The organism is Priestia sp. P1_B12_1, assembly GCF_056406695.1.
The window spans coordinates 357,684-381,149 of record NZ_JBFTZR010000004.1 but is presented as its reverse complement, the minus strand read 5'-3'; the positions used below and the strand labels follow the sequence as shown (position 1 = coordinate 381,149).

Annotated in this window: 32 protein-coding genes; 5 read left to right on the top strand and 27 right to left on the bottom strand. The window is 39.2% G+C overall.

Features of this window, described 5'->3' with window-relative positions:
• Nucleotides 1-24: 24 nt before the first annotated feature.
• On the bottom strand, nucleotides 25-624 hold the full coding sequence (locus AC1D0Y_RS16870) for a GNAT family N-acetyltransferase (protein WP_060745306.1): 600 nt from the start codon (nucleotides 622-624) through the stop codon (nucleotides 25-27).
• A 128-nt stretch (nucleotides 625-752) separates the two neighbouring features.
• Between AC1D0Y_RS16870 and AC1D0Y_RS16865 the strand changes: the two genes are divergently transcribed.
• Entirely contained in the window at nucleotides 753-1,058 is a 306-nt protein-coding gene (locus AC1D0Y_RS16865) for a hypothetical protein (RefSeq protein WP_235593554.1), read from the top strand.
• Between the two features lie 65 nt (nucleotides 1,059-1,123).
• Here the strand turns inward: AC1D0Y_RS16865 and AC1D0Y_RS16860 are convergent, their stop codons facing one another.
• The 9 genes from AC1D0Y_RS16860 to AC1D0Y_RS16820 all read right to left on the bottom strand — a co-directional run bounded on the left by AC1D0Y_RS16860 (nucleotide 1,124) and on the right by AC1D0Y_RS16820 (nucleotide 8,090).
• Nucleotides 1,124-1,513: a VOC family protein gene (locus AC1D0Y_RS16860; protein WP_060745305.1), complete on the bottom strand. Its 390-nt coding sequence runs from the start codon at nucleotides 1,511-1,513 to the stop codon at nucleotides 1,124-1,126.
• The gene (locus tag AC1D0Y_RS16855) at nucleotides 1,510-2,079 is read right to left on the bottom strand and encodes a shikimate kinase (RefSeq protein WP_060745304.1); all 570 of its coding nucleotides are present in this window, start codon (nucleotides 2,077-2,079) and stop codon (nucleotides 1,510-1,512) included. Before AC1D0Y_RS16855 ends, AC1D0Y_RS16860 begins: the two co-directional genes overlap by 4 nt.
• An 11-nt stretch (nucleotides 2,080-2,090) precedes the next feature.
• On the bottom strand, nucleotides 2,091-2,543 hold the full coding sequence (locus tag AC1D0Y_RS16850) for a hypothetical protein (RefSeq protein ID WP_060745303.1): 453 nt from the start codon (nucleotides 2,541-2,543) through the stop codon (nucleotides 2,091-2,093).
• 239 nt (nucleotides 2,544-2,782) lie between these two features.
• Nucleotides 2,783-3,478, bottom strand: coding sequence for an ABC transporter ATP-binding protein (locus AC1D0Y_RS16845; protein ID WP_043981365.1), 696 nt, complete (start codon nucleotides 3,476-3,478; stop codon nucleotides 2,783-2,785).
• Complete coding sequence (locus tag AC1D0Y_RS16840) at nucleotides 3,478-4,563, bottom strand: ABC transporter permease (RefSeq protein ID WP_060745302.1); 1,086 nt, start codon at nucleotides 4,561-4,563, stop codon at nucleotides 3,478-3,480. Before AC1D0Y_RS16840 ends, AC1D0Y_RS16845 begins: the two co-directional genes overlap by 1 nt.
• A gap of 72 nt (nucleotides 4,564-4,635) precedes the next feature.
• Nucleotides 4,636-6,018: a sensor histidine kinase gene (locus AC1D0Y_RS16835; protein WP_060745301.1), complete on the bottom strand. Its 1,383-nt coding sequence runs from the start codon at nucleotides 6,016-6,018 to the stop codon at nucleotides 4,636-4,638.
• Nucleotides 6,015-6,689, bottom strand: a complete 675-nt coding sequence (locus tag AC1D0Y_RS16830; RefSeq protein WP_028409314.1) for a response regulator transcription factor — start codon at nucleotides 6,687-6,689, stop codon at nucleotides 6,015-6,017. Before AC1D0Y_RS16830 ends, AC1D0Y_RS16835 begins: the two co-directional genes overlap by 4 nt.
• A gap of 163 nt (nucleotides 6,690-6,852) precedes the next feature.
• On the bottom strand, nucleotides 6,853-7,731 hold the full coding sequence (locus AC1D0Y_RS16825; protein ID WP_060745300.1) for a PhzF family phenazine biosynthesis protein: 879 nt from the start codon (nucleotides 7,729-7,731) through the stop codon (nucleotides 6,853-6,855).
• Nucleotides 7,732-7,745: 14 nt separating this feature from the next.
• Nucleotides 7,746-8,090, bottom strand: coding sequence for a YunG family protein (locus AC1D0Y_RS16820; RefSeq protein ID WP_028409316.1), 345 nt, complete (start codon nucleotides 8,088-8,090; stop codon nucleotides 7,746-7,748).
• 190 nt (nucleotides 8,091-8,280) lie between these two features.
• Between AC1D0Y_RS16820 and AC1D0Y_RS16815 the strand changes: the two genes are divergently transcribed.
• Nucleotides 8,281-9,054 (top strand): DUF2628 domain-containing protein, encoded by a 774-nt coding sequence (locus tag AC1D0Y_RS16815; protein ID WP_060745299.1) that lies wholly within the window; start codon nucleotides 8,281-8,283, stop codon nucleotides 9,052-9,054.
• 57 nt (nucleotides 9,055-9,111) lie between these two features.
• On the opposite strand, the gene AC1D0Y_RS16810 is transcribed toward AC1D0Y_RS16815, so the two are convergent.
• From AC1D0Y_RS16810 to AC1D0Y_RS16795, 4 genes are all read right to left on the bottom strand, one after another.
• Nucleotides 9,112-10,248 carry a GAF domain-containing sensor histidine kinase gene (locus AC1D0Y_RS16810; protein WP_028409318.1) on the bottom strand — a complete coding sequence of 379 codons (1,137 nt, stop codon included), beginning with the start codon at nucleotides 10,246-10,248 and terminating at the stop codon, nucleotides 9,112-9,114.
• Nucleotides 10,249-10,328: 80 nt separating this feature from the next.
• Nucleotides 10,329-10,901 carry a GNAT family N-acetyltransferase gene (locus tag AC1D0Y_RS16805; RefSeq protein WP_060745298.1) on the bottom strand — a complete coding sequence of 191 codons (573 nt, stop codon included), beginning with the start codon at nucleotides 10,899-10,901 and terminating at the stop codon, nucleotides 10,329-10,331.
• Between the two features lie 81 nt (nucleotides 10,902-10,982).
• Nucleotides 10,983-12,191, bottom strand: coding sequence for an NAD(P)/FAD-dependent oxidoreductase (locus AC1D0Y_RS16800; RefSeq protein WP_060745297.1), 1,209 nt, complete (start codon nucleotides 12,189-12,191; stop codon nucleotides 10,983-10,985).
• A gap of 327 nt (nucleotides 12,192-12,518) precedes the next feature.
• A complete protein-coding gene (locus AC1D0Y_RS16795; protein ID WP_477707806.1) occupies nucleotides 12,519-12,827 on the bottom strand; it encodes a hypothetical protein in 309 nt (102 codons plus the stop codon).
• A 514-nt stretch (nucleotides 12,828-13,341) separates the two neighbouring features.
• On the opposite strand from AC1D0Y_RS16795, the gene AC1D0Y_RS16790 reads away from it, so the two are divergent.
• On the top strand, nucleotides 13,342-13,488 hold the full coding sequence (locus tag AC1D0Y_RS16790; protein WP_013057978.1) for a YjcZ family sporulation protein: 147 nt from the start codon (nucleotides 13,342-13,344) through the stop codon (nucleotides 13,486-13,488).
• Between the two features lie 314 nt (nucleotides 13,489-13,802).
• On the opposite strand, the gene AC1D0Y_RS16785 is transcribed toward AC1D0Y_RS16790, so the two are convergent.
• From AC1D0Y_RS16785 to AC1D0Y_RS16775, 3 genes are all read right to left on the bottom strand, one after another.
• On the bottom strand, nucleotides 13,803-14,249 hold the full coding sequence (locus AC1D0Y_RS16785; RefSeq protein ID WP_028409321.1) for a GNAT family N-acetyltransferase: 447 nt from the start codon (nucleotides 14,247-14,249) through the stop codon (nucleotides 13,803-13,805).
• 20 nt (nucleotides 14,250-14,269) lie between these two features.
• Nucleotides 14,270-14,653 carry a MerR family transcriptional regulator gene (locus AC1D0Y_RS16780; protein ID WP_025751010.1) on the bottom strand — a complete coding sequence of 128 codons (384 nt, stop codon included), beginning with the start codon at nucleotides 14,651-14,653 and terminating at the stop codon, nucleotides 14,270-14,272.
• Nucleotides 14,654-15,023: 370 nt separating this feature from the next.
• Nucleotides 15,024-15,959: an aldo/keto reductase gene (locus AC1D0Y_RS16775; RefSeq protein WP_060745296.1), complete on the bottom strand. Its 936-nt coding sequence runs from the start codon at nucleotides 15,957-15,959 to the stop codon at nucleotides 15,024-15,026.
• A 273-nt stretch (nucleotides 15,960-16,232) separates the two neighbouring features.
• Between AC1D0Y_RS16775 and AC1D0Y_RS16770 the strand changes: the two genes are divergently transcribed.
• Nucleotides 16,233-16,448 (top strand): hypothetical protein, encoded by a 216-nt coding sequence (locus AC1D0Y_RS16770; RefSeq protein ID WP_028409323.1) that lies wholly within the window; start codon nucleotides 16,233-16,235, stop codon nucleotides 16,446-16,448.
• Nucleotides 16,449-16,482: 34 nt separating this feature from the next.
• Here the strand turns inward: AC1D0Y_RS16770 and AC1D0Y_RS16765 are convergent, their stop codons facing one another.
• The gene (locus tag AC1D0Y_RS16765; RefSeq protein WP_098334346.1) at nucleotides 16,483-17,403 is read right to left on the bottom strand and encodes a DMT family transporter; all 921 of its coding nucleotides are present in this window, start codon (nucleotides 17,401-17,403) and stop codon (nucleotides 16,483-16,485) included.
• Between the two features lie 108 nt (nucleotides 17,404-17,511).
• Here AC1D0Y_RS16765 and AC1D0Y_RS16760 point away from each other — a divergent pair, with 108 nt between their 5' ends.
• The gene (locus tag AC1D0Y_RS16760; RefSeq protein WP_060745294.1) at nucleotides 17,512-18,411 is read left to right on the top strand and encodes an AraC family transcriptional regulator; all 900 of its coding nucleotides are present in this window, start codon (nucleotides 17,512-17,514) and stop codon (nucleotides 18,409-18,411) included.
• Nucleotides 18,412-18,441: 30 nt separating this feature from the next.
• Here AC1D0Y_RS16760 and gvpU read toward each other — a convergent pair whose 3' ends face one another.
• From gvpU to gvpN, 9 genes are read right to left on the bottom strand one after another with little or no spacing between them, the layout of a single operon-like run.
• Complete coding sequence (gene gvpU, locus AC1D0Y_RS16755) at nucleotides 18,442-18,858, bottom strand: gas vesicle accessory protein GvpU (RefSeq protein ID WP_014459206.1); 417 nt, start codon at nucleotides 18,856-18,858, stop codon at nucleotides 18,442-18,444.
• Between the two features lie 23 nt (nucleotides 18,859-18,881).
• A complete protein-coding gene (gene gvpT, locus AC1D0Y_RS16750; RefSeq protein WP_060745293.1) occupies nucleotides 18,882-19,760 on the bottom strand; it encodes a YtxH domain-containing protein in 879 nt (292 codons plus the stop codon).
• 36 nt (nucleotides 19,761-19,796) lie between these two features.
• Nucleotides 19,797-20,099 carry a gas vesicle protein gene (locus tag AC1D0Y_RS16745; RefSeq protein ID WP_013057989.1) on the bottom strand — a complete coding sequence of 101 codons (303 nt, stop codon included), beginning with the start codon at nucleotides 20,097-20,099 and terminating at the stop codon, nucleotides 19,797-19,799.
• Between the two features lie 21 nt (nucleotides 20,100-20,120).
• Nucleotides 20,121-20,405 (bottom strand): gas vesicle protein K, encoded by a 285-nt coding sequence (locus AC1D0Y_RS16740; RefSeq protein ID WP_013057990.1) that lies wholly within the window; start codon nucleotides 20,403-20,405, stop codon nucleotides 20,121-20,123.
• Nucleotides 20,359-20,646: a gas vesicle protein gene (locus tag AC1D0Y_RS16735; protein WP_097812235.1), complete on the bottom strand. Its 288-nt coding sequence runs from the start codon at nucleotides 20,644-20,646 to the stop codon at nucleotides 20,359-20,361. Before AC1D0Y_RS16735 ends, AC1D0Y_RS16740 begins: the two co-directional genes overlap by 47 nt.
• Before the next feature lie 17 nt (nucleotides 20,647-20,663).
• Nucleotides 20,664-21,473 carry a GvpL/GvpF family gas vesicle protein gene (locus AC1D0Y_RS16730; RefSeq protein WP_477707805.1) on the bottom strand — a complete coding sequence of 270 codons (810 nt, stop codon included), beginning with the start codon at nucleotides 21,471-21,473 and terminating at the stop codon, nucleotides 20,664-20,666.
• Nucleotides 21,474-21,740 (bottom strand): gas vesicle protein GvpG, encoded by a 267-nt coding sequence (locus AC1D0Y_RS16725; RefSeq protein WP_013057993.1) that lies wholly within the window; start codon nucleotides 21,738-21,740, stop codon nucleotides 21,474-21,476.
• Between the two features lies 1 nt (nucleotide 21,741).
• Entirely contained in the window at nucleotides 21,742-22,509 is a 768-nt protein-coding gene (locus tag AC1D0Y_RS16720; RefSeq protein WP_013057994.1) for a GvpL/GvpF family gas vesicle protein, read from the bottom strand.
• A 14-nt stretch (nucleotides 22,510-22,523) separates the two neighbouring features.
• Nucleotides 22,524-23,450, bottom strand: coding sequence for a gas vesicle protein GvpN (gene gvpN, locus AC1D0Y_RS16715; RefSeq protein WP_060745290.1), 927 nt, complete (start codon nucleotides 23,448-23,450; stop codon nucleotides 22,524-22,526).
• Nucleotides 23,451-23,466 lie beyond the last annotated feature (16 nt).

Below are 23,466 nucleotides of genomic sequence, written 5' to 3'. Positions count from 1 at the left end.
CTTTAAATAATGAGACTATATTGATCAATGCTTTAGTTCACCTCTGTATTCTTTTCTATTACAGCTCTTACTACGATAACTTTCCCATTCCCTTCGCAGAATGCCCATTTTAATGCTGTCAAAATAGTTACCGTTTACGATACGTGCTTCTCGGATTCTCGCTTCTTCTTTCATCCCTATTTTTGCCGCTGTTTTGATCATTCTGATGTTGCCTGACCACGTGGACATACCGAGTCTATGCAAAGATGTCGATTCAAATAAAAAATCAATCCACATCCGGTAAGCTTCCGTTCCGTATCCCCCGCTCCAATAGGCTGAGTCGTAAATGACAATTCCGGTTTCCAGCCAGTTTGTATGCTTGTCCACCCAATAGCAGCTCACGGTCCCCACCGTTTTTTCATTAATAATAATCGCAAGTATTCGAGGAACTGACGGAAAAAGCTCATATTCTTTTTTCCATGAGTTTATATACTTTTCTTTCGTGAGTCTTCGTTCTGGTATGTACGGAGCGTTCCACTTTTTTGCTTCTTGTTTTTTTTCTTCGTACTTCCAGTAATAAAGTTCATTAACGTCTTCCTGTGTCGCTTCTCTTAACGATACTTTTTCTCCTATTAGTTTTATCATGAGAAGCATCACTCCTTGATTTATAAAATAGCTTATTACGTTCTGTAGAAATAAAACGAATATTAATACACGTGTGTACAAGCACACCTTTGCATAACGAATAAAATATAGTAGTTATGATGAAAGGAGTGAATCCTATAAAAAAATATTATTGCTACTACAATTCAGCAGATGACAAATATTATGTAGAACGCGATTATTCTTCTAAAAAGCGTTCTCGCAAGAAAAAACCATGCTGTGTAACCATTAATTATTATACAAATATTGCATATGAAGGCGGACAAATTGCTATAAACGATGGACAAAACGCATCTCAAGGTGGACAAATTGCCAAAAACGGCGGGCAAAATGCTAATCAAGAAGGACAAATCGCAGGAAAGTACGGGCGAAATAAGCTAATTGAATTTAATTTCACTAATGACAATGAAGTCTAACTCATCCTGTTTTACATGTAAAACACCGAGACAATATATATGCTCCCGGTGTTTTTCTTTTTCTTTTATTTATGATTCGCGTTTTCCATAACTGCAAAGTAGTTACCTTCACTGTCTGAAAAATTAAAGACTCGTCCTGAAGGCATCGATACGATTTCTCCCACTGTTACGCTTTTAGCTGTTAAATCTCTGTATAGTTCATCCACATTCTCTGTAAAAAACAGCAGCGAAGGAGTTCCGACGTTTAATTCTGGCTGCATTTTTGCTATTAGCTGTTTGTTATGAAGGATAATGGTTGTTTCGGCACCCGCTACCGGTGCTAGCTCAATCCACTTCATGCCTTGTTCATTATTTTGTTCAGACATAACTTGAAATCCCATTTTTTCTGTCCAAAACTTTACCGCTTGATCTTGATCGTTTACATACACCATAATTTGACCAACTTTTTTAATCATTTCTTCCACTCCTTTGATATAGATAAAATAATTTCTTCGGCTACTGTATCTGCCGATTTTTCTTTTGTGTAGATCGTTTGCTTTGCCAGCATCTCATTTGATGGATGCGTTACAAAATGTTTGTTAAGTTCAAAAACATCTTTATCATCCGTTATTTTCTGCAATCTTTGATGTAATAGTTGTATAGACTCTTCTTTATCAGCACTGGGAAGCAATAAAAATAGAGACTGGTAAGGTTTTAACGTCTTTTCTATTTGCTGAAACAACCCCATGTCTTCATACACTGAGTGACCCGCGCCAAAATCAATGACCGTATGTTTGTACTCTTCTAGTATTCTTTTAACAGCATAGGCTTCAAACGGCTTCCAATAGGCGTACATGCCTTGAAATCCTTGTTTTTCTCGAACGTTTTGCTGTGTTTCTTTGCTGAATCCTATTTCCCGGTAGTAGGAAAATCGCACTTCATCCATTGAGCACTGAGGAACATTTAGTTTTTTTGCCACTTTTTCACCGACCGTCGTTTTTCCAGCGCACATAGGTCCAATGAGAATAATAGGGGTTTGCATATGCTACCTCCTTATTTCACTTCCAGCACAAACGCGTACAACGCATCTCCATTGGATACATTTTTTTGATTTTTATCCATCCACCATACTGAATATGAGTAGTAGTAAGTACCTCTTTCAGAAGGTATTTTCATCTTATTTTTCTTTAGTGGTACGTCCACTTCATTTTTGTTTTGTATTTGTACCATATGCCTCTCGTTAGGCTGCCGCTTATGTTTGATAGTAAGCGCTAGCGATTCATTTGCTTTAACTTCAATAGGCTTTTCGGTTTTTAACAATTCTAAAGGGCCTGCTTTATCCACACACGTCTCTTTCCAGCAGTATGTGCCAACTTTTGTTTCATAAAGGTGGTTGTTTGCTTCGAGATACGCTTTTGGGGGGGATTCTTCAAGAACTCCACTGCTTGAACATCCCGTAAAGCTTGCTACGATAAGTCCAAACGCGGCTGTTTTCCATTTTCTCATCGTTTCATCACCTTTTTACTATTTCTTCATTGCCTTTTCATTTCCTGTTTCTTATTTTCTTCCTTCCTAAATAGCGTTGTTTTATTTTGGCTATACGCTTTTTAAAGAAGTGGAATATGAATAACTAACCCATCTATTAATAAAGAAGCAAACGTATGGAAGCTCCAAATCGAGACGACAAATATATGCACAATGAAGAACGCAAAAAAAGCGCTGCTCTTGTCAAGAGCAGCACTTTTTTAAACTTGCACGCTGTTTGATTCTACTAATTTTCCATCTTCCATCCACACAACGCGGTCACATAAATCCAGCATTCTTTGGTCATGCGTAACCATTACAGCTGATTTGCCCCTTAGCTTTACTTCATCTGCGAGCATTTGCACGACTGCTCTTCCTCGCTCTGAATCCAAGCTTGCCGTCGGTTCATCTGCAAAGATAATTTCAGGGTTATTCATCCACGCTCTTGCAATCGCTGCCCGCTGGCGTTCTCCGCCCGATAGACTTTCAGGATAGTGATGCTTTCGATGAGCAAGCCCTAGTTTTTCAAGCAAATCATCCGCTCTTTTTTTCGCTTCTTTATTTCGACTTCCTTCTAGTTCCGTGACAAGAAGAAGCTGATCGCGAACCGTTAAATACGGAATTAAATTAGCTGCTTGAAAGATAAAGCCGATTTTCTTCAAACGGATGCTGTTCATTTGTGATGGAGACATTTTATTAATCTCGTCTCCGTCAATAATCACGCGTCCGCTAGACGGCGACAGCAGCGCGCCTGCAATGGATAAAAAGGTACTTTTCCCGGAACCAGAAGGACCGACAATCGCCACAAGCTCTCCTGCTTTTACACGCAGCGATAGGTCATTTAACACGACTACAGCGTTTTCTCCGTCTCCAAATGACTTGCTAACACTCTCTAAAACTAATTTTTCTTCACTCATTAAACAGCCCTCCCAATCGCTTCAACTGCATCTACTTTTGCTACGCGATACAGCGACAATAATGAACTCAGTACAGAAACAGCTACAAACAGCGCCGAACAGCCGGCGATTAGCGATACATCCAAGTGAAATGGCATCGAATCAGGCAAAATGGCAGCTACTCCGTACGTCAGTCCAATACTAATAGCGAGACTGCATAAAGTTAACACAACCACTTGAGATAAAATCGTTCGCGCTAAATAACTTGTTTTTGCTCCTATCGCTTTTAACACGCCAAACTGATTCATTTTTTGAAGCGTCATCACGTAGAAAAAAACGGCTAAGACAAAAGCGCCAATGATAAACAGAAACGCGACCATCATTAAAAGCGAGCCTTGTTCTTCTTGATAGCCAGGAATTCCTTTTAACGCTTCATCTTTACTAATCACGTCAATGTTAGACTCCTTTTTTTGAAGAGCATGTGCTTTTTTATCGTTCATGTTTAACACCACTGCATTAAAAGCACCTGTGCTTTCAATTGTCTTCCACTCTGTAAGATTAATATGAATAACAGGCGCGTGACTAAACGACTGATTTTTTGTAAAACCAACAATCCTAAAGCTTTTTCCTGAAGCCGTATCTTTTATCATATCACCTAGCTTTACTCCTTCTTCTTTTAGCGAAGAGTCCGCCACGGCTTCATGTTTCGCATCGTCCGTAATCATCTTCCCTTCTGTTACGTTCGGAGCTAAAAAGCCGCTTGTGCTTATGGCAAAAAACGAGGCGTCTATTTTTTTCGCTTTTCCTTCATTTATAATTGCTGTCATCATCACACCAAGCGGCTCAGCATTTTTCTTGCCGCTTAGCTGTTGAATATCTTCTGTTTTGTTTATGGATAAAACAGAGCGCGTCAGGCGCTGATCCGCTTCTTTTTGAAGCACAACGTAATTTCCTTTCATTTCTTGAACAGCTGAAGCATTGTCAGAGGAAAGCCCCTTTGCTAAGCCTGATACAAAAAGCACAAGCCATACAATTAACACCATAATCACGCCAATGAGTAAGTAGCGCAGCTTCGCATGTTTCAATTCACGTAAAGCCAAAAACATGTTTCTTTCATCTCCTTTTTTCATTCTATTTAAAGTATAAAAATAGAAAATGAATGGAAGATGAACGGCTCATTACATTTTCGGAAGATAAATGTGAAAGGTGCTGCCTTTTCCTTTTTCGCTTTCAACGTGAATGGAACCTCCGTGCATTTCGACAATTTGCTTCACAATCGCTAAGCCAAGCCCGCTGCTTCCTTCGGTCCGGCTTCTTGCTTTATCTTCCTTATAAAAACGATTAAAAATATGCGGGAGGCTTTCTTTTGACATGCCGATTCCCGTATCTTGAAATTCCACGTGGCAATGCGTGTCTTCCATACCAACGCGAAGAGACAGCGTGCCTCCTTCTTCCGTAAACTTTACGCTGTTTGTAATCAAATTTGTCCACACTTGATGAAGCAGTTTTTGATCGCCTGAAATCATCGTTGAAGGAAGATCCATTTCAATAGCCAGCTCTTTTTCACGCCAGCTCCACTCCGTCATAAACAGCACTTGCTTGATTTGAGCTGCAACATCAAACGTACTTTTTTCGATATGCTCACTTTCTTTATCAAGTGAAGCAAGCGTAAGCAGCTGTTTGCTGAGTGACGACATGCGCCGGCTTTCTTCTTCAATAATAGACAGGTACTCATTTCTCTGTTCATCTGAAAGATGAGCAGAACGGAGCGTTTTCGAAAATCCTTGAATGGACGCCAGCGGAGACTGAATTTCATGTGACACGTTGGATACAAATTCTTGGCGCATCTCTTCAAGCTGCTCTAAACTTTTAGCCATCTCGGAAAAATGTGAAGCAAGCGCGCCGATTTCATCTCGGCGCTTTACGTACAGCTCGACGTTATATTTTCCTTTTGCCACTTGTTTTGTCGCTTCCGTTAGCTTGACAATTGGTTTTACTAAATAACGCGTACTAATAAGTACAAATAAAATACTTAATACAATCATCAGCAGTAAAATGACCGAGAAAAAAATGCGCATTTCCCCGAACTGCAGCTGAATATCAGGGCGGATAAACAGCGCTTGCTGCTTATTACTTTCTCCTTTTAACGGCACGCCGATGGTATTGGCTAACACATTATCAAAAAATCCCGTCACAAACACCTGTGAAGGAAAGTTTGCAATTCCGTGATACATTTTTCCGTCCAGTACTTGTTTGACAGCACTCTTTTCTAAGCGCTGATTTCTAAATTCCCGTCCGTAAAACGTCTCATGTCCGCTCCTGTCCACCACATATATTTGATAACCTAATTTACTGATATGCTGTAAATAAGCTTGTTGATCCACGCCCCTATTGCTTTCGTAAAAGCTCGCAATGTCTTTTGCCATACGCGTAAGCTTTTGATCGTTATAAGGCTTTAAGGTATACTGATAATAAACGTTTGCTAAAATAAACGCTAGGAGACTGCTAAATACCATTACAGCAATGGTTGTCAGGACAATCCGCAAATAGAGCGTCTTCATTTTGCCGTCACCTCAAGCTTATAGCCGACGCCTCGAACCGTCGTAATGACAAAATCATCGGTATGTCCAAACCTTTCGCGCAGCCTTTTTACGTGTACATCGATTGTGCGGTTATCTCCGTTAAAATCCGCTCCCCATATCAGATGAATTAATTCTTCTCTTGTGAAAATTCTTCCTGGATAGCTCGCAAGCTGAGCTAATAATTCAAATTCTTTCATTGGAAGAATTAACAGTCGTCCGCTGCAGTGCACTTCATAGCTTTTTCGGTCGATAGAGGTGTTGTTCAGCACGATCATTTTTTCATTTACCACTTCGTATCGGCGAAGCAGGGCTTTGATTCGGAAAATCAATTCTTTTGGTTCAAACGGCTTTGTAACATAGTCATCCGTTCCCGCTAAAAAGCCTTTCTCTTTGTCTTCCAGCTGATCTTTTGCTGTTAATAAAATAATGGGAAAATCATAATAGCTGCGTATTTCTTCGCAAACTTCATATCCGTCTTTATGAGGCATCATAATATCGACAACCGCTAAATGAATGTGCTGCTTAGCAAGCAGACCCGAAGCTTCCTCACCGTCTTTTGCTTCATGCACCACATAGCCTTCAAGCTGCAAATAGTGACGAACTAATTGCCGCATATGCTCATCGTCATCCGCCAGTAAAATGTGAATCATTTCTTCTGCCACTCCTTTTATCAACCATTTAAAATGGCGGCCTTTTGGCCGCCATCATTTATTCTTTCAGTATCTATCTGTTTACTAGTGTAACCAAACGCCGTGGTCCTATTGCGTTTTTATTAGGATAAGAACTTATTGTGAACAGCAGATGAACGGCTTGTTACAAAATCCATTCACCGCGCGCAATCATCTCTACTTTTCCGCCTACTTTAATGTGAAAAGCTTCTCCATCATAACTAGCTTTTACATACAGCAGTGAAGGTCTTTCTATCTCGTATCCTTGTTCTACACGTATGTCAATCACGGTCTGATTAAAATAGCCGTATTTCACTAAATATGCTGCCAAACAGCCGTTGGCGCTGCCGGTTGCTGCATCTTCTGGAACGCCGTAGTAGTCAGCAAAGTCCCGTACGTTTAGCTGATGATCTTGGTGATAGGTTTCCGGCGAAAAGACCATAATTGCTTTTGCTTCTGTATTTTCTATCAGTTTGAAATATTTTTCTTTGTCTACATTTATTTCTTTAGCTGCTTCTAATGATGTTAACGGGGCAAGGATGACAGGCAGACCGGTGGATACTTCTTGAACGGGAAAACGCGTGTCGATATAAGCTTCATCAAGGTTTAACACATCCGCCACTTGCTTTTTATCAAGCACTTTCCCAAACGTCGGCTGACTTTGTGTCATCCATAGTACATCTTTTTGTTCATCATATGTAACGGGCGTAGGACCTGCTTTATAATGAAGAATAAGCTCCTCTGTATCTTTTTCTTCTAGTTCTTCTCGGATAACATAAGCGGTACCGAGCGTCGGATGGCCTGCAAATGGTACTTCTTCATTAGGCGTAAAAATCCGCACGTTATATTCCCCTTTTGCAGAAGAAGACGTAATAAACGTCGTTTCAGAGAAATTAATTTCTTTAGCCATTTGCTGCATCTCTTTGTCTGAAAGGCTTCCTGCGTCTTTAAAAACTGCGAGCTGATTTCCCGTATATTTTCTCTGTGCAAATACATCAACAATGGAATACTGAATACTTTTCATTTATGTGTTCCTTTCTAAAGGGAATTTTTATGTATGAAACAGGCCATTACGTTTTTCTTTAAAGCCTCATATTGCTCTTTATTCGTATCCATAAACGCTTCTTTCCGACTGGACAAAATGTCTGCATAATGGAGAGGCTCGCGAAATTGTTCTTGTGTAAAATCACAGCGCTGTCCGTTGAGCTGATTATAGAAATGCCAGCCTTCTTTACACGGAGTTTTTAAAATACCTCCTCCTTTGATATCTTGAACGACAAGAGCTGTCACGCCGCACTGTCCTTTGGAAGGATTGTCAGCCGTCCACTTCGTGCTTGAATGAATTGACCACGATTGGTGCAGGGCTTTCTTTAAACGATTCACGTTTAAGCACCTCCTTTTTCTTCAAATCTACCATATTCTTCTTTTTTATGAAAGTTCCCGTTAAAAAACCCATAGCACAAATATTCTTACTTTAAAAATAATTTAAGGAAGAATAGAAAAATAATAGAAATAATGTATAATAATAGAGTCATTTTAGATGATAGATTATAACCAATGAAAGGTGTTTTAAATGGAAGAACAAGCAGTAAATGAACTCCTGTCTTTTGAAGAAGAGCATAAAGTAGTTCGAACAAATACGTCCTATTATGATTTGAAGTGGGAAAAAGCAGCTAATCCAGCTAAAAACAACACGTGGAACTGGGCAGCCTTTTTTCTGACAAGCGCGTGGTTTGCATACCGAAAAATGTATAAGCACTTTTTTATTTTAACGCTTATTGAGGTAATTTGGTTTTCCCTTTTGTGCTTTGTAGACATACCAGAGTGGTCGGATGCAATTGTGTTCGGCGGTGCTTCACTTATTACAGGGCTATGTGCCAACCGCTGGTATTATAACCAAGTTAAAAACGTGTTAGCTCGAGCCGAAGCTCAGCCGGAGCAGCGGAAAGAAGCTTATCTGCAAATAAAAGGCGGCACTCACATCGGAATTGCTATTGGTTTAAGCATCTTAGCGCTTGTGATTACTTTTGGAGTCGGAGCGGGATTATCATTTTTACCGACAAAAACGAATATTAAAGATGTAGTTCGCTACGGCGACGAAGCAATTACGCTTGAAATGTACAACGATCATCCAAAATGGACCTATATTAAAAAAGAAGGCCGTCATCACGTTGTACAATTTACCGGCTACGATTATACAGAAAAAGAGCATGTACGCATTGTATTTAATGTTTATTTGGATAAACAAATTTACGAATGGGACAAAATTTACATCAACGGCAAAAAGTTAAATAAAAAAGATGCGGAAGACTATGAATACTGGATTGAAGACAGTTCAGCATATTAAAAAGGTCAGCAAAAAAAGAAAGGATGAGGCTTGCTCTCCTTTCTTTTTTGTTTTATCTTAAAGCGTCAAAGGCAGCTTAACCGTCACTACTGTCCCGTTCTCATCACTTTCAATCGAAAGCTTACCGTTATGCTCGTTGATGATTGTTTTACAAATAGAAAGCCCTAACCCCATGCCTGTTCCATCTTTTGTTGAGAAAAATGGATTTCCTACTTTATTAATAATGGATAGCGGAATCCCAGAACCGGTATCTTGAATATCAATAAGAGCACAATCTTCCCATTTTTTGATAATAAGATTTACTTCCCCGCGTTTCTTTTTCTCCATTGCTTCAATGGCGTTTTTCAAAAGATTCATAAACACTTGTCTCATTTGAGCAGGATCGATTGATACAAGCGGAATGGCTCCTTCTATTCTTACGTTCATTTCGACATTATACAGCGCAGCTTCACTTTTCAAGAAAGCAACGGTATCATGAATAACTTCTACAATCGATACGATTTCTTTTTTAGGCGCTGTTGGCTGCGTGACAAGCAAGAAGTTGTTAATAAGTTCATTCATACGGTCCAGTTCATCAAGAACAATTTTTTGAAAAGGCTCTGCCTGTTCATTTTCATTAAATAAAAATTGAATAAAACCGCGCACCGACTGCATCGGGTTTCGAATCTCATGCGCTAACCCTGCTGCCAGCTGCCCTACGAGCGCCAGTTTATCAAGCTGCAGAATTTTCTCTTCAATTTTCGGCAAAACAGCCGCTTGATTTTTATAAATAATATGAGACAAAATACCAGCCAGCCGGTTTAACCCTTGAATTTCACTTTCGCTAAACTGATAAGGATCCGGATCGACCGCGCATAAAGTACCAAACATTCTCCCGTCTTCTAGCACAATCGGTGTTCCTAAATAAGAACCTACCCGGGCACCATCAATGATGGCTAAATTAGACGTTCTAACATCGCGTTTTGTATTGGGAATAACAAGGGGCTCATCACACGTGACTAAGTTGCATACCGCAAGCTCTAACGGCAGCGTCAGTCCATCCTCTACAAGGCTTCCCCCTTCTTTATTAAAGGCTTTCATAACTGAAAATTGTTCGTCGAAAATCCCTACAAACAGCGTCCTGCTTCCGACTACTTCGCTAGCCATCTGCAATACATCCCAAACGGCTTTTTCATTGATGTTCCTCTCTTCCATTACCTTAGTCACCTACTATTTAAATATAGACTGTTCTATTCTCTTATTCTCATTATAAAATTTAAATGTAAAAACGTATATCAAAATTTTAAGAACTCGTTTATTTCTTCTATGTCATCATTAGGGTTAAGGATAGCTAAGACTTGATGGTCTTCCCATATACCATTAATATTTACATTTTTTCTAGCAATTCCTTCCCTATGAAACCCTGCTTTTTCAAGTACGCGCTGAGAAGGCAAATTACGTGGCATAACGCCGGCTTCAATGCGGTGAAGATGCAGCTCTTCAAACGCATAGCCAACAAGTGCTTTTACGGCTTCTGTTGCGTACCCTTTTCCATTATAATGCTGATCTAGAAAATAGCCGATAAACGCGCTTTGTAAAGATCCGCGCAGCACTTGAAAAAGACTAATGGTGCCAATCAGCTTATTATTCTCTTTTTGAAAAAGACCAAAATAGTATTCTTCATCGTTTTTCCTGTTCTCTTCATGGCGCTTAATTTGTTCTACTTGGCCTTCTAACGTATAAAAAGAATCCTCTCGAATCATAGAAAACTGTTCAAAAAAGCCGCGATTGTCATTTTGCAGCTGAAAGCTGTTCTGCGCATCGCTGACAGTTAACGGGCGTAAATAAATAGCGTGACCATCTATCATACTATGTCTCTCCTCTACTTCAAGAAATGTATGTATGTAAAAAAAGAAGGCTTTTTTAAAAACCTTCCATTTTCTCACATATTAAACTTTTCTTGTTTGAATGTAAAGTTCTAAATCACTGCTTTTCTTCGTTGTAATATGTTGTGCTATGATTTTAGCTAGCACCATATTATACACCGTTCCGTTATCCCCATATCCACTTAGAAAGTAACAGTTAGGCATTTCGTCATATATTCCGATAAGGGGAAGCCCGTCATGAGTGCCACCGTAATAAGCGCTTATGTAATAATCAGCTTCGACTTGAAGATGAGGAAAAAGCTTATTGAACTCTTTTAAAAGTTTGTCTCTTTTATGAACGAGTTTAGCATCACGTTCTTGCGGCACAATCGTGCTTTCATCAAGACCGCCTATAATGACTCGATTATCGGAAGTTGTTCTCATGTAAATATACGGTCGAGCGGTTTCCCAAATTAAATTTCGATTTTTCCATCCTGTAAAATCTTTTACAGGATTCGTAACGATAGCATAGGAACTTGTGAGTACAGCTTTTTTCTCTCTCTTAAATTCTTGATTTTCATAGCCTCCTGCCATAATGACATGTTTAGCTTTGATTTGTGATTTATTTTTAGTGAAAAATACAGCTTCATCTTTTTCTAACTTTTGACCGACAATTTCTGTTTCTTCAAATATCCGAACCCCATGCTGTTTTCCGTACTCTAACAGACCGAGTGTAAAGCTGTAAGGGTTCAGCTCTGCATCATTTTTAATAAGCATTGCCATTCGTTTTTTAAACCCATAGTCTTTTTCAATTTGTTCTTCTGATAAGATTTCAGCGTCAAATCCATGCTTTTTCATATAAAAATAGTCTTTATTTATCTTCGGGATATCTTCTTCATAACTTGCGTAATACAAGCTGTCTCTTCTTATAAATTGTGCATTAATCGGAAGCTTTTGAGCTGCTTCCTCAATATCTGTAATGGCCTGTTCGCACAACTTATAATGACGGACTGTTCTTTCTTCTCCAAACGTGTTGACTAATTCGTAAAACAATTTATCTCCTAAATATTGAATAAGAGAGGTATTTACAATTGTACTTCCATGCCCTGCTTTACGTTTATCAACAACCACAACATCAAGCCCCTGCTCACATAAATAGTAAGCACACTGTGCACCTGAACTTCCTCCTCCGATAATGAGAACATCGCACCCAATATCTTCCTCTAGAGACGGGTATACAGGTGGCTTCGCTACTGTTGTCTGCCAATAAGGGTTTCCAGATAATAAATCCATGCAAACGCCTCCTTTCCTCTCTCTATTATGCCCAATATCAGCTGATTTTTGCATGCAGCAGGAAAAGTATTGATAAACATCATGTCGTAATCTTCTGCTTTAGACATAGACCTCCAGTAAGTGCGTAAATATATAACTTCTTCCCTACATAAAAAAACTCCACACAAAAACCACCTGGAAAATCACCAGATGGTTTTTTATATTAAGCGGGGTGCACGCTCTGATTAACTGTGGATGGATATAAAGCCTTACGTTCCAAAACAGACTTCTTTATAGAAAAGAATGGGGTAAAAAATACTTTTTCTGAGATTTTTCTTTTATTTACGTTTAACAGCAGCCGCCGAAGCCATAGCCGTAACCGCCAAAGCCACCATAAGGATAACCACCGTAACCGTAGCCGCCAAAGCCATATGGTGATAACAGTGAACCTGCTACTAGCCCTCCTGCTAATCCTCCTAAAAATGGACCTCCAAAGCCAAAGCCGAATGGTCTGCCAAAGCCATAGCCAAACGGGCGTCCGAAACCAAACGGTCTGCCAAAGCCAAACGGTCTGCCAATAAACCTTTCATCTGCGTGTTGAAGTTGATGATGATCTTGAGAATACATAGTAGGTAAAAAATGCATTTCTGAATTCATAAGAGAAACCTCCGTTTTTTTGTTTTTGCTTTCACCCATGAATATGCATTTACCTAGTCGCTGTCTTGGGCAAATATCTTGGTTATGCTGAAAATAAGGGAAAAGAATTACGAAAAAAAACAAATTACTAGGTTTATATGAAAATGAGCTTGATTTCTCTTTAGTACCTAATACATACAAAAAAGCGGATCCTGACTTAGAATGGTATAGGGAAAGTACTAACGTGTTTATTTCATAGTAAGAATAAGAAGCCGAAGAAAAAATTCTTCGGCTTCTCCTTCATTATGTACGCAGGCTAAGGAGGAATTGGTATTAGCCTGCTTTGTTATAACATGGGGGCTCATATATGAGATCTTGGGATGATTCATCCTATGTAGAAAGTGAAAAAAAGTACCGTGTCCATCTTATTTTCTTATCTTTTTTTTATTTTCATTGAAATCATTGGATATTTTTGGAGCACTTTTGCATTTCAGGCATATGTTAAAAATGTACTCAGAACTTGGAGGTGAAATATATGGGCTTCTATGGTGGCTGTGGTTATGGCGGTTACGGTTACGGCGGCGGCTGCGGATTTGGCAGTGGCTTTGCTTTAATCATCGTATTATTCATTTTATTAATCATCATCGGCTGTGCTTGTTGGGGAGGATTTGGCGGTTGCTAATCATTAGAAATAGTGATAAACAGCTTCATTTCCGCTAATTTTTTTACCAAAAGCTAGCTTTCCACTTTATTATGAAAAAGCAGTGTCCACATAATGGGCACTGTTTTTAAATGTGCTTATGAATCAGGTAATAATAAGACTAGCCATTATAAAAAAATAGATTTTTTTAATCTGCCGTTTCTTGTCTATTTCTTCCCATCACCTTATTTTTCTTGTTCATACTTCCTTTTCTTCTACATATTAATAGATAAAAAGATTAATTATAAAGAGAGTCACTCTGCAACTCTCTTCCTGCCCTATGTAGATGCTAAACATTAAACAAACGTTTTTTTCAAGACAACGCGCTGATCATTGACACTATAGCCGTTTCTTTCATAAAAAGCCTGTGCAGCTCCTCCAGTCGCCGTCAAGAGATACAAGCTGTTGATATCGTGTCTTTGAAGTTCATTCTCAAACCGGCTTAAGATAGCTGAACCGTACCCTTTTCCCTGCGCGCTTGCGCTGACGCAAAGCTCGGCCACGTAAAAGGTCATACCGCTGTATGATTTTTTTGCGTGACCTGCAATCATTCCAATCAACTCTCCTTGGTCATAAAATAAATAGCCCATAAATTTAGGTGTGTTCAGTAAATCAGTCAGCCTTTCTCTAGCTGATTTCTCTGTCCACGGCTCATTCCAAGGTGTTTTTGTAAATACATTCATATACAAGTTAATGCACTGCTGCATATTCTCTGCAGTGAGAGGTACTACTTTTTCGATCATTTTTACGCTTCCTTTTTTGTTTAGTTTGAAGGCTTGTTAACAATTCGCTCGTACATTTCCGGCAGGTGCTTAATTTTATAATCAATCGTCTCAAGCTTGTGATGGATTTCTTCGATTTCTTTTTGTACCGCTTTTTTATGATCCATCAGCATTTGCAGGCTTTTATCAAGCACGGCATTTTCAAGCGTACAGTTTTCAATAAGCGTCCGAATGTCCTTGATTTGCATACCTGTGCTTTTTAAACAGCAGATTAAATCAATCCATTCAATATCTTGTTCTTTAAAAATACGATTCCCTGACGCTGTACGATCTAAAAATGGAAAAAGCCCTTCTTTATCATAATAGCGAATGGTATAAATTGTCACGTTCAATTTTTTTGCCACTTGTGAAATGGTATACGTCATACTGCTTCCTCCTACACCTTAAACTTCTCAGAAAAACATGATGAGTTTGTCTTGACCTCTAGTTATCTCGAGGATTTATTCTTTTATAGTCTTCTTCATTGAGCTCTTTATGCTGCAGCCTTTTTGTACAAGCAGCAAGCAACATATATTTAAACCTGAAAGGATGAATACGATGAATACTGCTCACATGATGCTTACCATTGTAATTGGCGGTTTTATTGCCTTTTTGTTAGGTCTTGGCGTCACAAAAATAATTGAGCTGCTGCTAAATCTTTTTCTAGCTTAACCAGTAGTTACTTATCGTAAAACGCAGGTAACTCCGTTCCATATCCGAACGGAGTTACCTGCTTTATTTTAAAAACTGCAGCGCTTAAGGCACCATGTTGCCAGCGGCTTTATAAATATCGTACCACTCTTCGCGCGTTAACTTGATTTCTGAACCTTTACTTGCATCTTTCATACGCTGAATATTTGTAGTACCAAGCACCACTTGAATATTTGCAGGATGAGTTGTGATCCACGCAACGGCAATCGCTGTATTCGTCACGCTATACTTACTTGCGATGCGATCAATCACTTCGTTTAGCTTTCCAAATTTCTCTTTGTCGCCTAGGAAAGGTCCTTCGAAAAATCCGTTTTGGAATGGCGACCACGCTTGAAGCGTTATATCATTTAAACGGCAATATTCAAGCACGCTGCTGTCGCGGTTCACAGCTTGGTCGATGCCCATATTTAAAGAAATACCAGAGTCTATAATTGGCGTATGTGCAATGCTGAACTGCACTTGGTTTACGACAAGCTTTTGGTTGATATATTTTTCAAGCAGCTGAATTTGCGCTGGGTTGTGGTTCGACACTCCGAAGTGACGTACCTTTCCGCTGCTTTGAAGCTCATTAAACGCTTCTGCTACTTCTTCAGGATCCATTAGCGGATCTGGGCGATGAAGTAATAAAAGATCTAAGTAATCTGTTTTTAAGCGCTCTAAGCTGCCGTTAACAGAGTCTATGATATGCTTCTTTGAAAAGTCATAGTAATTTTTCGCTGCGTTAATGCCGCATTTACTTTGAATCACCATTTTCTCACGAAGACTTGAATTCATTTGTATAGCGTTTGCAAAATACTCTTCGCATTGTCCCACATAATCAGGACCGTAAATATCAGCATGATCAAAAAAGTTAATTTCTTCTTCCATCGCTGTGCGGATTAGCTTCTCTGCTTCTGGTAACGAAAGCTCTGTTAAACGCATATTTCCCATAATTAAATTTGATACGTGTAAGTTAGTATTAGCAATTGTATGATACTTCATATAAAGCCCCTCCTTGAAATGATACTACTACAAGATAAACCATAGAGTTAACTCTAGGTCAAGCAGAAAGAATAAAAGTTTTTATAAGCAGCGACGGTAAAACACCCTATCTTTTTTGGTAAAAAGATGAAATACTAGGTTGTGGTGTGATAAAAGTCACTGCCGCTCTGCATTTCATTTAGTAGTATATGTTACGTTCTTTTATTCCTTTTTATCGAAGCTTATTTCATAGCAATACATCAATTTACCAGGTAAAGGAGCTTATCAATCACTATGCAGAAAACGAAAGCAAAACGATTTGAAATACAGTATTCCGTTCTAAAAGATGAAGCCAAAATCAAAGGAACTTTTGTGATAGAATCTGCTAAAAACCGGGATGACGCATCAAGACTTGCTAAATTAAATGTCTCTACAAAAGAAAGAGTGTTTATTCAATATGTAAAGATTTTAAAAGTCAAACGAGTTTCTACAGATTCGGCGGAAAAGTGACATTGGTTTGCTTCTTCTTTTAGCAAGCCCCTATTTATGCTGAAAGTGTCGTCTTAGAAGATGCTTGTTTCGTTCGTGTGAGTAATAAAACTAATCCAATAATACAAGCTGTGCCTATCCATTGATAAAAACCAAAAGGCTCTTTCAGCCAAACAACGGTTGTAATAACAGCGGCTAAAGGCTCTAAACTTCCAATCAAACTCGTTTCTTTAGGTAAAAGACTTTGCAGGCTTTCTACATAAAACCAAAAAGCAAGCATCGTGCCAAAAATAATGACAAATAAAATATATCCCCAGGTTATTGGTGATAAGCTTGACGCTTCCCAAGGAGGATGAATAAAGCTCATTACGCTTCCCCCAATTACCATTGACCAGCCAACGATGACAAGCGAACTGTACTTTTTGATCAGCGGCACCGCATACAGCGTATAAAATGCTGCTGCTACACCTGACAGCACTCCCCAAGCAACGGCAGATACAGGAACAGACAGCTGAGAAATAGAACCGTTTGTTAATAAAAAAAAGCAGCCCCCCAGTGCCAGCAAAACAGTGATGACGTCTTGTCGCGTAAATATAGACTGCTTGCGCAAAAGCAAATAAACGATAATCATCACCGGTGATAAATACTGCAGCAGCGTAGCTACTGCTGCATTTCCATGCTTAATAGAAGCCATATACGTATACTGAACGGCGAGCATACCAAATATGGCAAAAACGACGAGCTGAAGAGCTGCCTTTTGGTTCTTCCATACTCCAAGTACGTGAGAACGATTATTTTTTATACATGAAATCATTAGCAGCAAAAAACCCGCAATGAGCAGCCGTACTGAAACAAGCCAGTCTACACTGATTTCAAATTCTTGAAAAAGCTTTTGAGCAACCGTTCCTCCCATCCCCCAACATATAGCTCCAGTTGTTACAAAGAAGAACCCTTTTTTCCGGCTGAGATTGTTCATCTTTCATCCCTCACTTTTATTATAAGAATAGTGTTATAATAAATGAAAAACGGGGCGGGAAATACGCATATTGCATTAAAAAATATAAATATATTGAGGTGACCATGTATGCCAGCAGCCCATTTTAAAATTGATGAAAACTTAAAAGAGCTAACGACTCATCGCACCGTTGAGCTGCCAGTAGCATGTTATCAAACGACGATCAGTGATCACATCAACGGCTACACCCCTCTTCACTGGCATGATGAGCTTCAATTTGTATTAGTTATAAAAGGTGATGCGTCTTTTCAAATAAATGAAAAAACAGTGACTGTAAAACAAGGCTACGGACTGTTTATTAACAGCGGATGTCTTCATATGACTGAAGACACAAACAAATCTGGCTGCGTGTACATTTGTTTAAATGTTTCTCCTCATTTTCTTGTGCCGCAAGAGCTTTTCACAAATTACGTTTATCCCTACATTCATGCAACGAATCTATCACATTTATTCATCAGTCCAAAGCAAGCCTGGGGGAATAACGTGTTAGAGTCTATACATAAAATATACACATGGATTCATAAGCAGCCGCACCACTATGAAATAGAGATTGCCTCTGAACTCAGCCTACTGTGGAAAAATTTAATTCTTAACGGTTTGCAGCTGAAATACAATGAAAAAGAAATGATCAAAAATCAGCGGATGAAGCAAATGCTCAATTGGATTCATTTGCACTTTGCTGAAAAGATTACGCTCGATGATATTGCCAAAGCCGGACAATTGAGCCGTTCTGAATGCTGTCGATATTTTAAGAAAATGTTAAAAAAATCGCCTTTGACCTATGTATTAAACTATCGAATTCAGCAAAGCTTAGTTATGCTGCAGCAAGCAGAAGCAAATGTGACGTACGTCTCTTATCAAGTAGGGTTTAATAGTACAAGCTATTTTATTAATCAGTTTCGAAAAGAAATGAAGATGACTCCGCTCATGTATCGAAAAAAGAAGCTGCACATGTCTTCACATCACTAAAAAACGGCAGGGCAATCACCCCGCCGTTTTTTATGAACTCTTTTTACTCGTTGATTTCGCATCAGAAATCTTTCCTAAGAAAAACCCGTCTACTTCTGCTATTTTCCCTCTCCAAAAGATCTTTCCTTTAGAAGGAGTAGATTTACTGTCTCCACAGTAAATCTTTGTATTTTTTAAATGAATAAAATGGGCTTCTGCTTCTCCGTTTGATTCGCTCGCTTCGCTTGCTAAAGAGAATTGTTCGCTTAGCGCCTGAGCCACTTCACTGCCTTCTTCAAACGTTTCGCTTAAGTAATCAAAGTATTCTTTTGCTGAAATCATGGTACCGGAAATCACAGCGCCGTTTACATTTAATGAAATATCAAGTGAAAAGCCGTGTTTATTAGAAGCTTTCACAAAGTATTCAAGCGTACTGTCTTTAGTTGAAAAAGAAGGGCCTGTACTCATGTCTTTCTTTCCTCCTTTACGCCTTAGGCTGTTGTGTCGTCTTCACTAGAAAGAGATGTTGCTTCATCATCTTCTTCGTCCGTGTTTTTCTTTGCTTTTGTATTTTTTGATTTTTTAGCTGTTGACTTTTTTGGTTTCGCTTCCTTTTTTTCTTCTTCGCTTTCATCTTCGTCTTCTTCTTCTGTTTTTACTTTTTTATTTTTTTTGTTTGAGCGAGAATCTTCCTCTTCTTCCTCGCTGTCTTCGTCACTTTCACTTTCTTCTTCCTCTTCTTGCTCCTCTTCTTTTTTATCCTTTTTACGAGGCTTAGATGTTGCTTCTTCGTTTTCGTCGTCCTGCTCGTTTTCTTCGTTTTCATCGTTCTCTTCTTCGTCGGAATCTGTATCTTCCGCTTCTTCGTCTTGATTTTTATTGAGGCTAAGCTCAACAAGCATGTTCATTTTTTCTTCAAGCTGTGATAAGCGATCTTGAAGAGTTTGATTTTCTTCTTTTAACTCGTCGTACTCTTGAACGTTATCGTCTTCTGTTTCGCTACTAGAAGAATTTACGTTTTCTTCATCATCTTTTGATTTATCTTTATCTTTTTTAAACAAGCTTCCCGCAGATGTTTTCAGGCTGGCCACACTGCTTTTTGATTTTTCTTTTACCTTTGTTCCTAAATCAGATGCTTTGCTTTTTAATTCGTCTGTATCAATGCGGTCAAGGAGACTTTTTCGATTTTCAGGAGTCGATACATATCCAATCGTTGCACCGATGATACCTCCTGCTACCGCTCGTTTGATTGGCCCGCTGCTTGTTGTTTTGCTTGCTTTTGAACCGTTCTTTTCTTTTGAACCGTTTTCCGTATTTTTATTTTCCTTGTTTTCTGCCTGTGTGTTATCTAATTTTGTTTCAGTTGCCATTGTAAATCCCTCCATTTTTTAAGTAGCGTACAGTTTTTAACGTTTCGTTTCTATTTTTTCTTCAAGCGTTTTTAACCGCTCATGCAGCATTTTATTTTCTTCTTCGAGCGCTTTGTTATTGGCTCCTTTTGAACTGAGATAGGGATCATTTTCCCACCAGTCCATGCCGATTTCTTTTGCTTTATCAACCGAAGCCACAATCAAGCGGATCTTTATCGTTAATAGCTCGACATCTGCAATTCCTACGGTGATGTCCCCCGCTATGACGACTCCTTTATCCAAAATCTTTTCGAGCACATCTACAATCGTACTTGACTGCATATTATGTTCGACTGCCATACTGTTCCTCCTACTGACCGCTTAAAGCAGGCTGCCTAGCGGTCCAAGATCAATATTTAAATCTTCTGCGTCCAGACCGAACACCTCTTTCAACTCGTCCATTTTTTCTTCTAAGTTCATTAGTGCAATTCCTAAGTTTTCAATTTGTTCGTCCGTCAACGTTCCACCCTCCACCCGCCTCATGGCATGACGTTCAACGATTTGCCTCAATAGCTCAATGACTGTCATCACAAGCTGCGCTAAGCCTTGTTCAGCTTGATCAGGATCCAAGTGGATTCGTCCATTTGCTTGGCTGACCGGTTGCATCCATTAATTCCTCCTTTTGTTTATCAAATTGTTCAGAAGTAATTGGTTTGTGATTTCCTTCTTTAGCTTGCACCAGTGTTTCAACCGAAGAAATAAGCACCCGCAAATCCAAATACACTAAATCGACGCCGGCTATGGAAATGATTAAGTCTCCTTTAATGGCGACTCCTTTATCTAAAATCACATCTAAAATATCAATAAGAGCAATATCTTTATTCTCCATGGATTGTTTAAGAGACATAATGTTAATTCCTCACTTTACGCAAAGCTCGAGAAATGATAGGGCGGCCATGGTCCCGTCACTTCAAATTTCCAGCCTTTATTTTCAAGCTTTTGCTGAAGCTCTTCTATTTTGTTTACGAACTCATTGATCTGCAGAGACGGAAGAAGAAACACGCTGTTCCACGCCATCTGTTCAGCTGCGCCCGTTACGTCCTTGCTCCAATTCTTTTTCACAGAGTCATAAAGCGACAGTTCTTTAAGCTTGTCATGTATCTCTTCACACACTGTGTTTTTGTGAAGTTCTAATTCTTTTTCAATCAGCTGATCTATTTTTTTCTTTTCAAAAAACTGTCTTCCTGGTGATAAGTAACTAATTTCTTCTTTTTTCGCTTTCACGCTTTCATTCGTTTCGCTGATTCCTTTTTTAAGCTCCGTATCATCACAGTAAATCTTCACGTTCCACTCTTCATTTCCTTGAAGCAGCTTCAGTGAATTCTCTAACTTTTCTTTGTTAATCTCAATAGCTGCCTGCAGACTTTCTTCACTTTTATAGATGGTGCAAAATTTTAATGGAATGATCGTGAATTCTTCGTACAAAGCGGCTACCGTCTCGTGATGGTGAAATGCTTTTTCCTGCAGCCAGCTCATATCCTGCTCCATCTTTTCTTTAATCACTTCTTCTGAATAGGTGTCAGCATCCAGCTTAGAAACTACAGCCGTCACCTGATCAAACGTTAGTGGGTACAGTGAATGTTCTCCGTCAAACCCTTTATAAGATGGAAACGGCTCTATGGCTGCTGCTTCTTTTGTTGGAATTAAACCGTATAAATACAGTAATTCTCCCATCTAGGATTCCTCATTTCTTTTTTGTGTTAGCTCTTCCCATTGTTCAATTTCTCTGCGCTTCGCAATTTCGTACCTCATTAACAATTCATCTTCTTTTTCTTGAAACGCTTCTTCCGGAATTTCACCAAGCTCAAACATCATTTGAAGCTGAATGAGTTTTTGCTGAATCGTCGGAAGGTCATATAGCTGCTTATCAGCTTCTTCCTGTACTTTTTCGCCGATTTTCACTACAAGGTTAATAGGGGCGGTTACTAATTTGTGAAGCACGTTATTTCTCTTCTACTTTTAGGCGAATGTTCACAAAATTATAAGCAGGCCATGGACCGCTGTAATGAAAATCGGCTTTGTCTTTCCAGTTTTCATGCGCTTCATTCACTTTTTCATCAAACTTCGCTTCATCTTCTCGGTTAATTAAGAAAGATGCGTTTAAAAGCATCGTTTCGCCCGTTGGCTCATTTGCTTTTGCTGCTTCCGCTGCTTCTTCAAGCGGTGAAAACACATCTGTCTTGACTTCTTTTTGAAGGGAAGTAAACATCTTTTGAGCCATTCCCCCGAGTTGAATACGCTCATAATAACCGGCTGCTTCTGATTTTCCTTTTACGGAGGCTGATACTTTTTCAAGTTCAGGATTTTCATTTACTTTTTTCTCAAGCCATTCTTTTTTCCCAATTACTTTTAAACCGACTTCAATTTTTCCTTTGATCGCTGGAAACAGCTTTTCAAACTGCGGATAAAGGTTTTCCAAAAGAACTTTTACATCTTCTTTGGATTTGAATACATTCCCAAAGCTGATTGGAATAACCGTATCGTTCTTGTCCATAATCGCTGCTACTGCGTTTTGATGCATTAATAAATTTTGGCGATTAGGATGATAAATTTTCATCGGTACTTCAGCTGCTACCATAGCTGCGTCTTTGTAGCGAATCAAAAATGTTTCAGCTTTTGTTCCTTCTACTTCCACGGCGCCAAATTCTTCGTCTTTATCCGTTTGAATGGCGCTAAAAATATAAATACCTGTTTCGTTTGTTTCACTCATGTTTTCAAGCTCCTTTACTTTTCTTCAATGTCTATATTCTTACATTCTTCTAAAATGATTTTTTCGGCTTTGCTTTTTGCCTTTTCTTCATCCAAACATTTGGTAAGCGGATGATGCAAAATATCGATACATAACGTTTGAAAATCTTCGTCATTTCCATCGATAGCAATGTCTTGCTGCGTGGCGAGAGTAGCGATCATAAGCGAAGCCCGAAGGCTAAGTCCGCTGCTGTTTTCGTCTCCAGAGCGGTTTCGCACGTTTGTAACAAGCGTTACAATTGTGCGCGCTTCGTCTTCTTCTACGTCCGTTTTCTCCGTTAAAATCGCTGTCTCTCTGTCGATGTCTTTATAATCAATAAACATGGTAATTAACCTGTCAAGAAGCGCATCTTGCGTATCATATACGCCGGCATACTCAGCTGGATTGCTTGTGAAGATGACGCGAAAATCGGGATGCACGCGCACAAAAGGATCAGTCATTTTCACTCCATACAGCGGAAGCACGCCTTCTTCTAATATTGATAGAAAGATATTATTCGTTGCAGGCTTAGACCGAGTAAATTCGTCGTAAATCAGCGTATAGCCATTTTTTACAGCTTCAAGCAATCGGCCATCCTGCCAGTTTTCACTCACTTGTTCATCTTTTTTATAGACAGAACGAACATATTGGTCGATTACTTTTTTGCTCGTGTATCCCGTAAAATCGCCAATTAAATCTTTATTGTTGAGCTCGTGATTCCCGTGCATCAGCATTACAGGACGCTTTCTCTTTTTAGCAAGCGCTCGCGCTAAAGAGGTTTTGCCTCCGCCGGCAGGACCTGTAAAATGAATGGAATAGCCGGATTTTAAATAGCTCAGCGCTCTTGAAAGAACCTCTTTTGTCTCGTCATCTTGTATAAAAGCTCCACTGCCTTTTTTCCTTTTGTCTGTTAAGACGGTCATTTTTACGTTCCTCCTG

Bases quoted from the DNA above. Each gene is read 5' to 3' on its own strand.
- AC1D0Y_RS16870 (WP_060745306.1), bottom strand. From the start codon at position 624: ATGATAAAACTAATAGGAGAAAAAGTATCGTTAAGAGAAGCGACACAG.
- AC1D0Y_RS16860 (WP_060745305.1), bottom strand. From the start codon at position 1,513: ATGATTAAAAAAGTTGGTCAAATTATGGTGTATGTAAACGATCAAGAT.
- AC1D0Y_RS16855 (WP_060745304.1), bottom strand. From the start codon at position 2,079: ATGCAAACCCCTATTATTCTCATTGGACCTATGTGCGCTGGAAAAACG.
- AC1D0Y_RS16850 (WP_060745303.1), bottom strand. From the start codon at position 2,543: ATGAGAAAATGGAAAACAGCCGCGTTTGGACTTATCGTAGCAAGCTTT.
- AC1D0Y_RS16845 (WP_043981365.1), bottom strand. From the start codon at position 3,478: ATGAGTGAAGAAAAATTAGTTTTAGAGAGTGTTAGCAAGTCATTTGGA.
- AC1D0Y_RS16840 (WP_060745302.1), bottom strand. From the start codon at position 4,563: ATGTTTTTGGCTTTACGTGAATTGAAACATGCGAAGCTGCGCTACTTA.
- AC1D0Y_RS16835 (WP_060745301.1), bottom strand. From the start codon at position 6,018: ATGAAGACGCTCTATTTGCGGATTGTCCTGACAACCATTGCTGTAATG.
- AC1D0Y_RS16830 (WP_028409314.1), bottom strand. From the start codon at position 6,689: ATGATTCACATTTTACTGGCGGATGACGATGAGCATATGCGGCAATTA.
- AC1D0Y_RS16825 (WP_060745300.1), bottom strand. From the start codon at position 7,731: ATGAAAAGTATTCAGTATTCCATTGTTGATGTATTTGCACAGAGAAAA.
- AC1D0Y_RS16815 (WP_060745299.1), top strand. From the start codon at position 8,281: ATGGAAGAACAAGCAGTAAATGAACTCCTGTCTTTTGAAGAAGAGCAT.
- AC1D0Y_RS16810 (WP_028409318.1), bottom strand. From the start codon at position 10,248: ATGGAAGAGAGGAACATCAATGAAAAAGCCGTTTGGGATGTATTGCAG.
- AC1D0Y_RS16805 (WP_060745298.1), bottom strand. From the start codon at position 10,901: ATGATAGATGGTCACGCTATTTATTTACGCCCGTTAACTGTCAGCGAT.
- AC1D0Y_RS16800 (WP_060745297.1), bottom strand. From the start codon at position 12,191: ATGGATTTATTATCTGGAAACCCTTATTGGCAGACAACAGTAGCGAAG.
- AC1D0Y_RS16795 (WP_477707806.1), bottom strand. From the start codon at position 12,827: ATGAATTCAGAAATGCATTTTTTACCTACTATGTATTCTCAAGATCAT.
- AC1D0Y_RS16790 (WP_013057978.1), top strand. From the start codon at position 13,342: ATGGGCTTCTATGGTGGCTGTGGTTATGGCGGTTACGGTTACGGCGGC.
- AC1D0Y_RS16785 (WP_028409321.1), bottom strand. From the start codon at position 14,249: ATGATCGAAAAAGTAGTACCTCTCACTGCAGAGAATATGCAGCAGTGC.
- AC1D0Y_RS16780 (WP_025751010.1), bottom strand. From the start codon at position 14,653: ATGACGTATACCATTTCACAAGTGGCAAAAAAATTGAACGTGACAATT.
- AC1D0Y_RS16775 (WP_060745296.1), bottom strand. From the start codon at position 15,959: ATGAAGTATCATACAATTGCTAATACTAACTTACACGTATCAAATTTA.
- AC1D0Y_RS16770 (WP_028409323.1), top strand. From the start codon at position 16,233: ATGCAGAAAACGAAAGCAAAACGATTTGAAATACAGTATTCCGTTCTA.
- AC1D0Y_RS16765 (WP_098334346.1), bottom strand. From the start codon at position 17,403: ATGAACAATCTCAGCCGGAAAAAAGGGTTCTTCTTTGTAACAACTGGA.
- AC1D0Y_RS16760 (WP_060745294.1), top strand. From the start codon at position 17,512: ATGCCAGCAGCCCATTTTAAAATTGATGAAAACTTAAAAGAGCTAACG.
- gvpU (WP_014459206.1), bottom strand. From the start codon at position 18,858: ATGAGTACAGGCCCTTCTTTTTCAACTAAAGACAGTACGCTTGAATAC.
- gvpT (WP_060745293.1), bottom strand. From the start codon at position 19,760: ATGGCAACTGAAACAAAATTAGATAACACACAGGCAGAAAACAAGGAA.
- AC1D0Y_RS16745 (WP_013057989.1), bottom strand. From the start codon at position 20,099: ATGGCAGTCGAACATAATATGCAGTCAAGTACGATTGTAGATGTGCTC.
- AC1D0Y_RS16740 (WP_013057990.1), bottom strand. From the start codon at position 20,405: ATGCAACCGGTCAGCCAAGCAAATGGACGAATCCACTTGGATCCTGAT.
- AC1D0Y_RS16735 (WP_097812235.1), bottom strand. From the start codon at position 20,646: ATGTCTCTTAAACAATCCATGGAGAATAAAGATATTGCTCTTATTGAT.
- AC1D0Y_RS16730 (WP_477707805.1), bottom strand. From the start codon at position 21,473: ATGGGAGAATTACTGTATTTATACGGTTTAATTCCAACAAAAGAAGCA.
- AC1D0Y_RS16720 (WP_013057994.1), bottom strand. From the start codon at position 22,509: ATGAGTGAAACAAACGAAACAGGTATTTATATTTTTAGCGCCATTCAA.
- gvpN (WP_060745290.1), bottom strand. From the start codon at position 23,450: ATGACCGTCTTAACAGACAAAAGGAAAAAAGGCAGTGGAGCTTTTATA.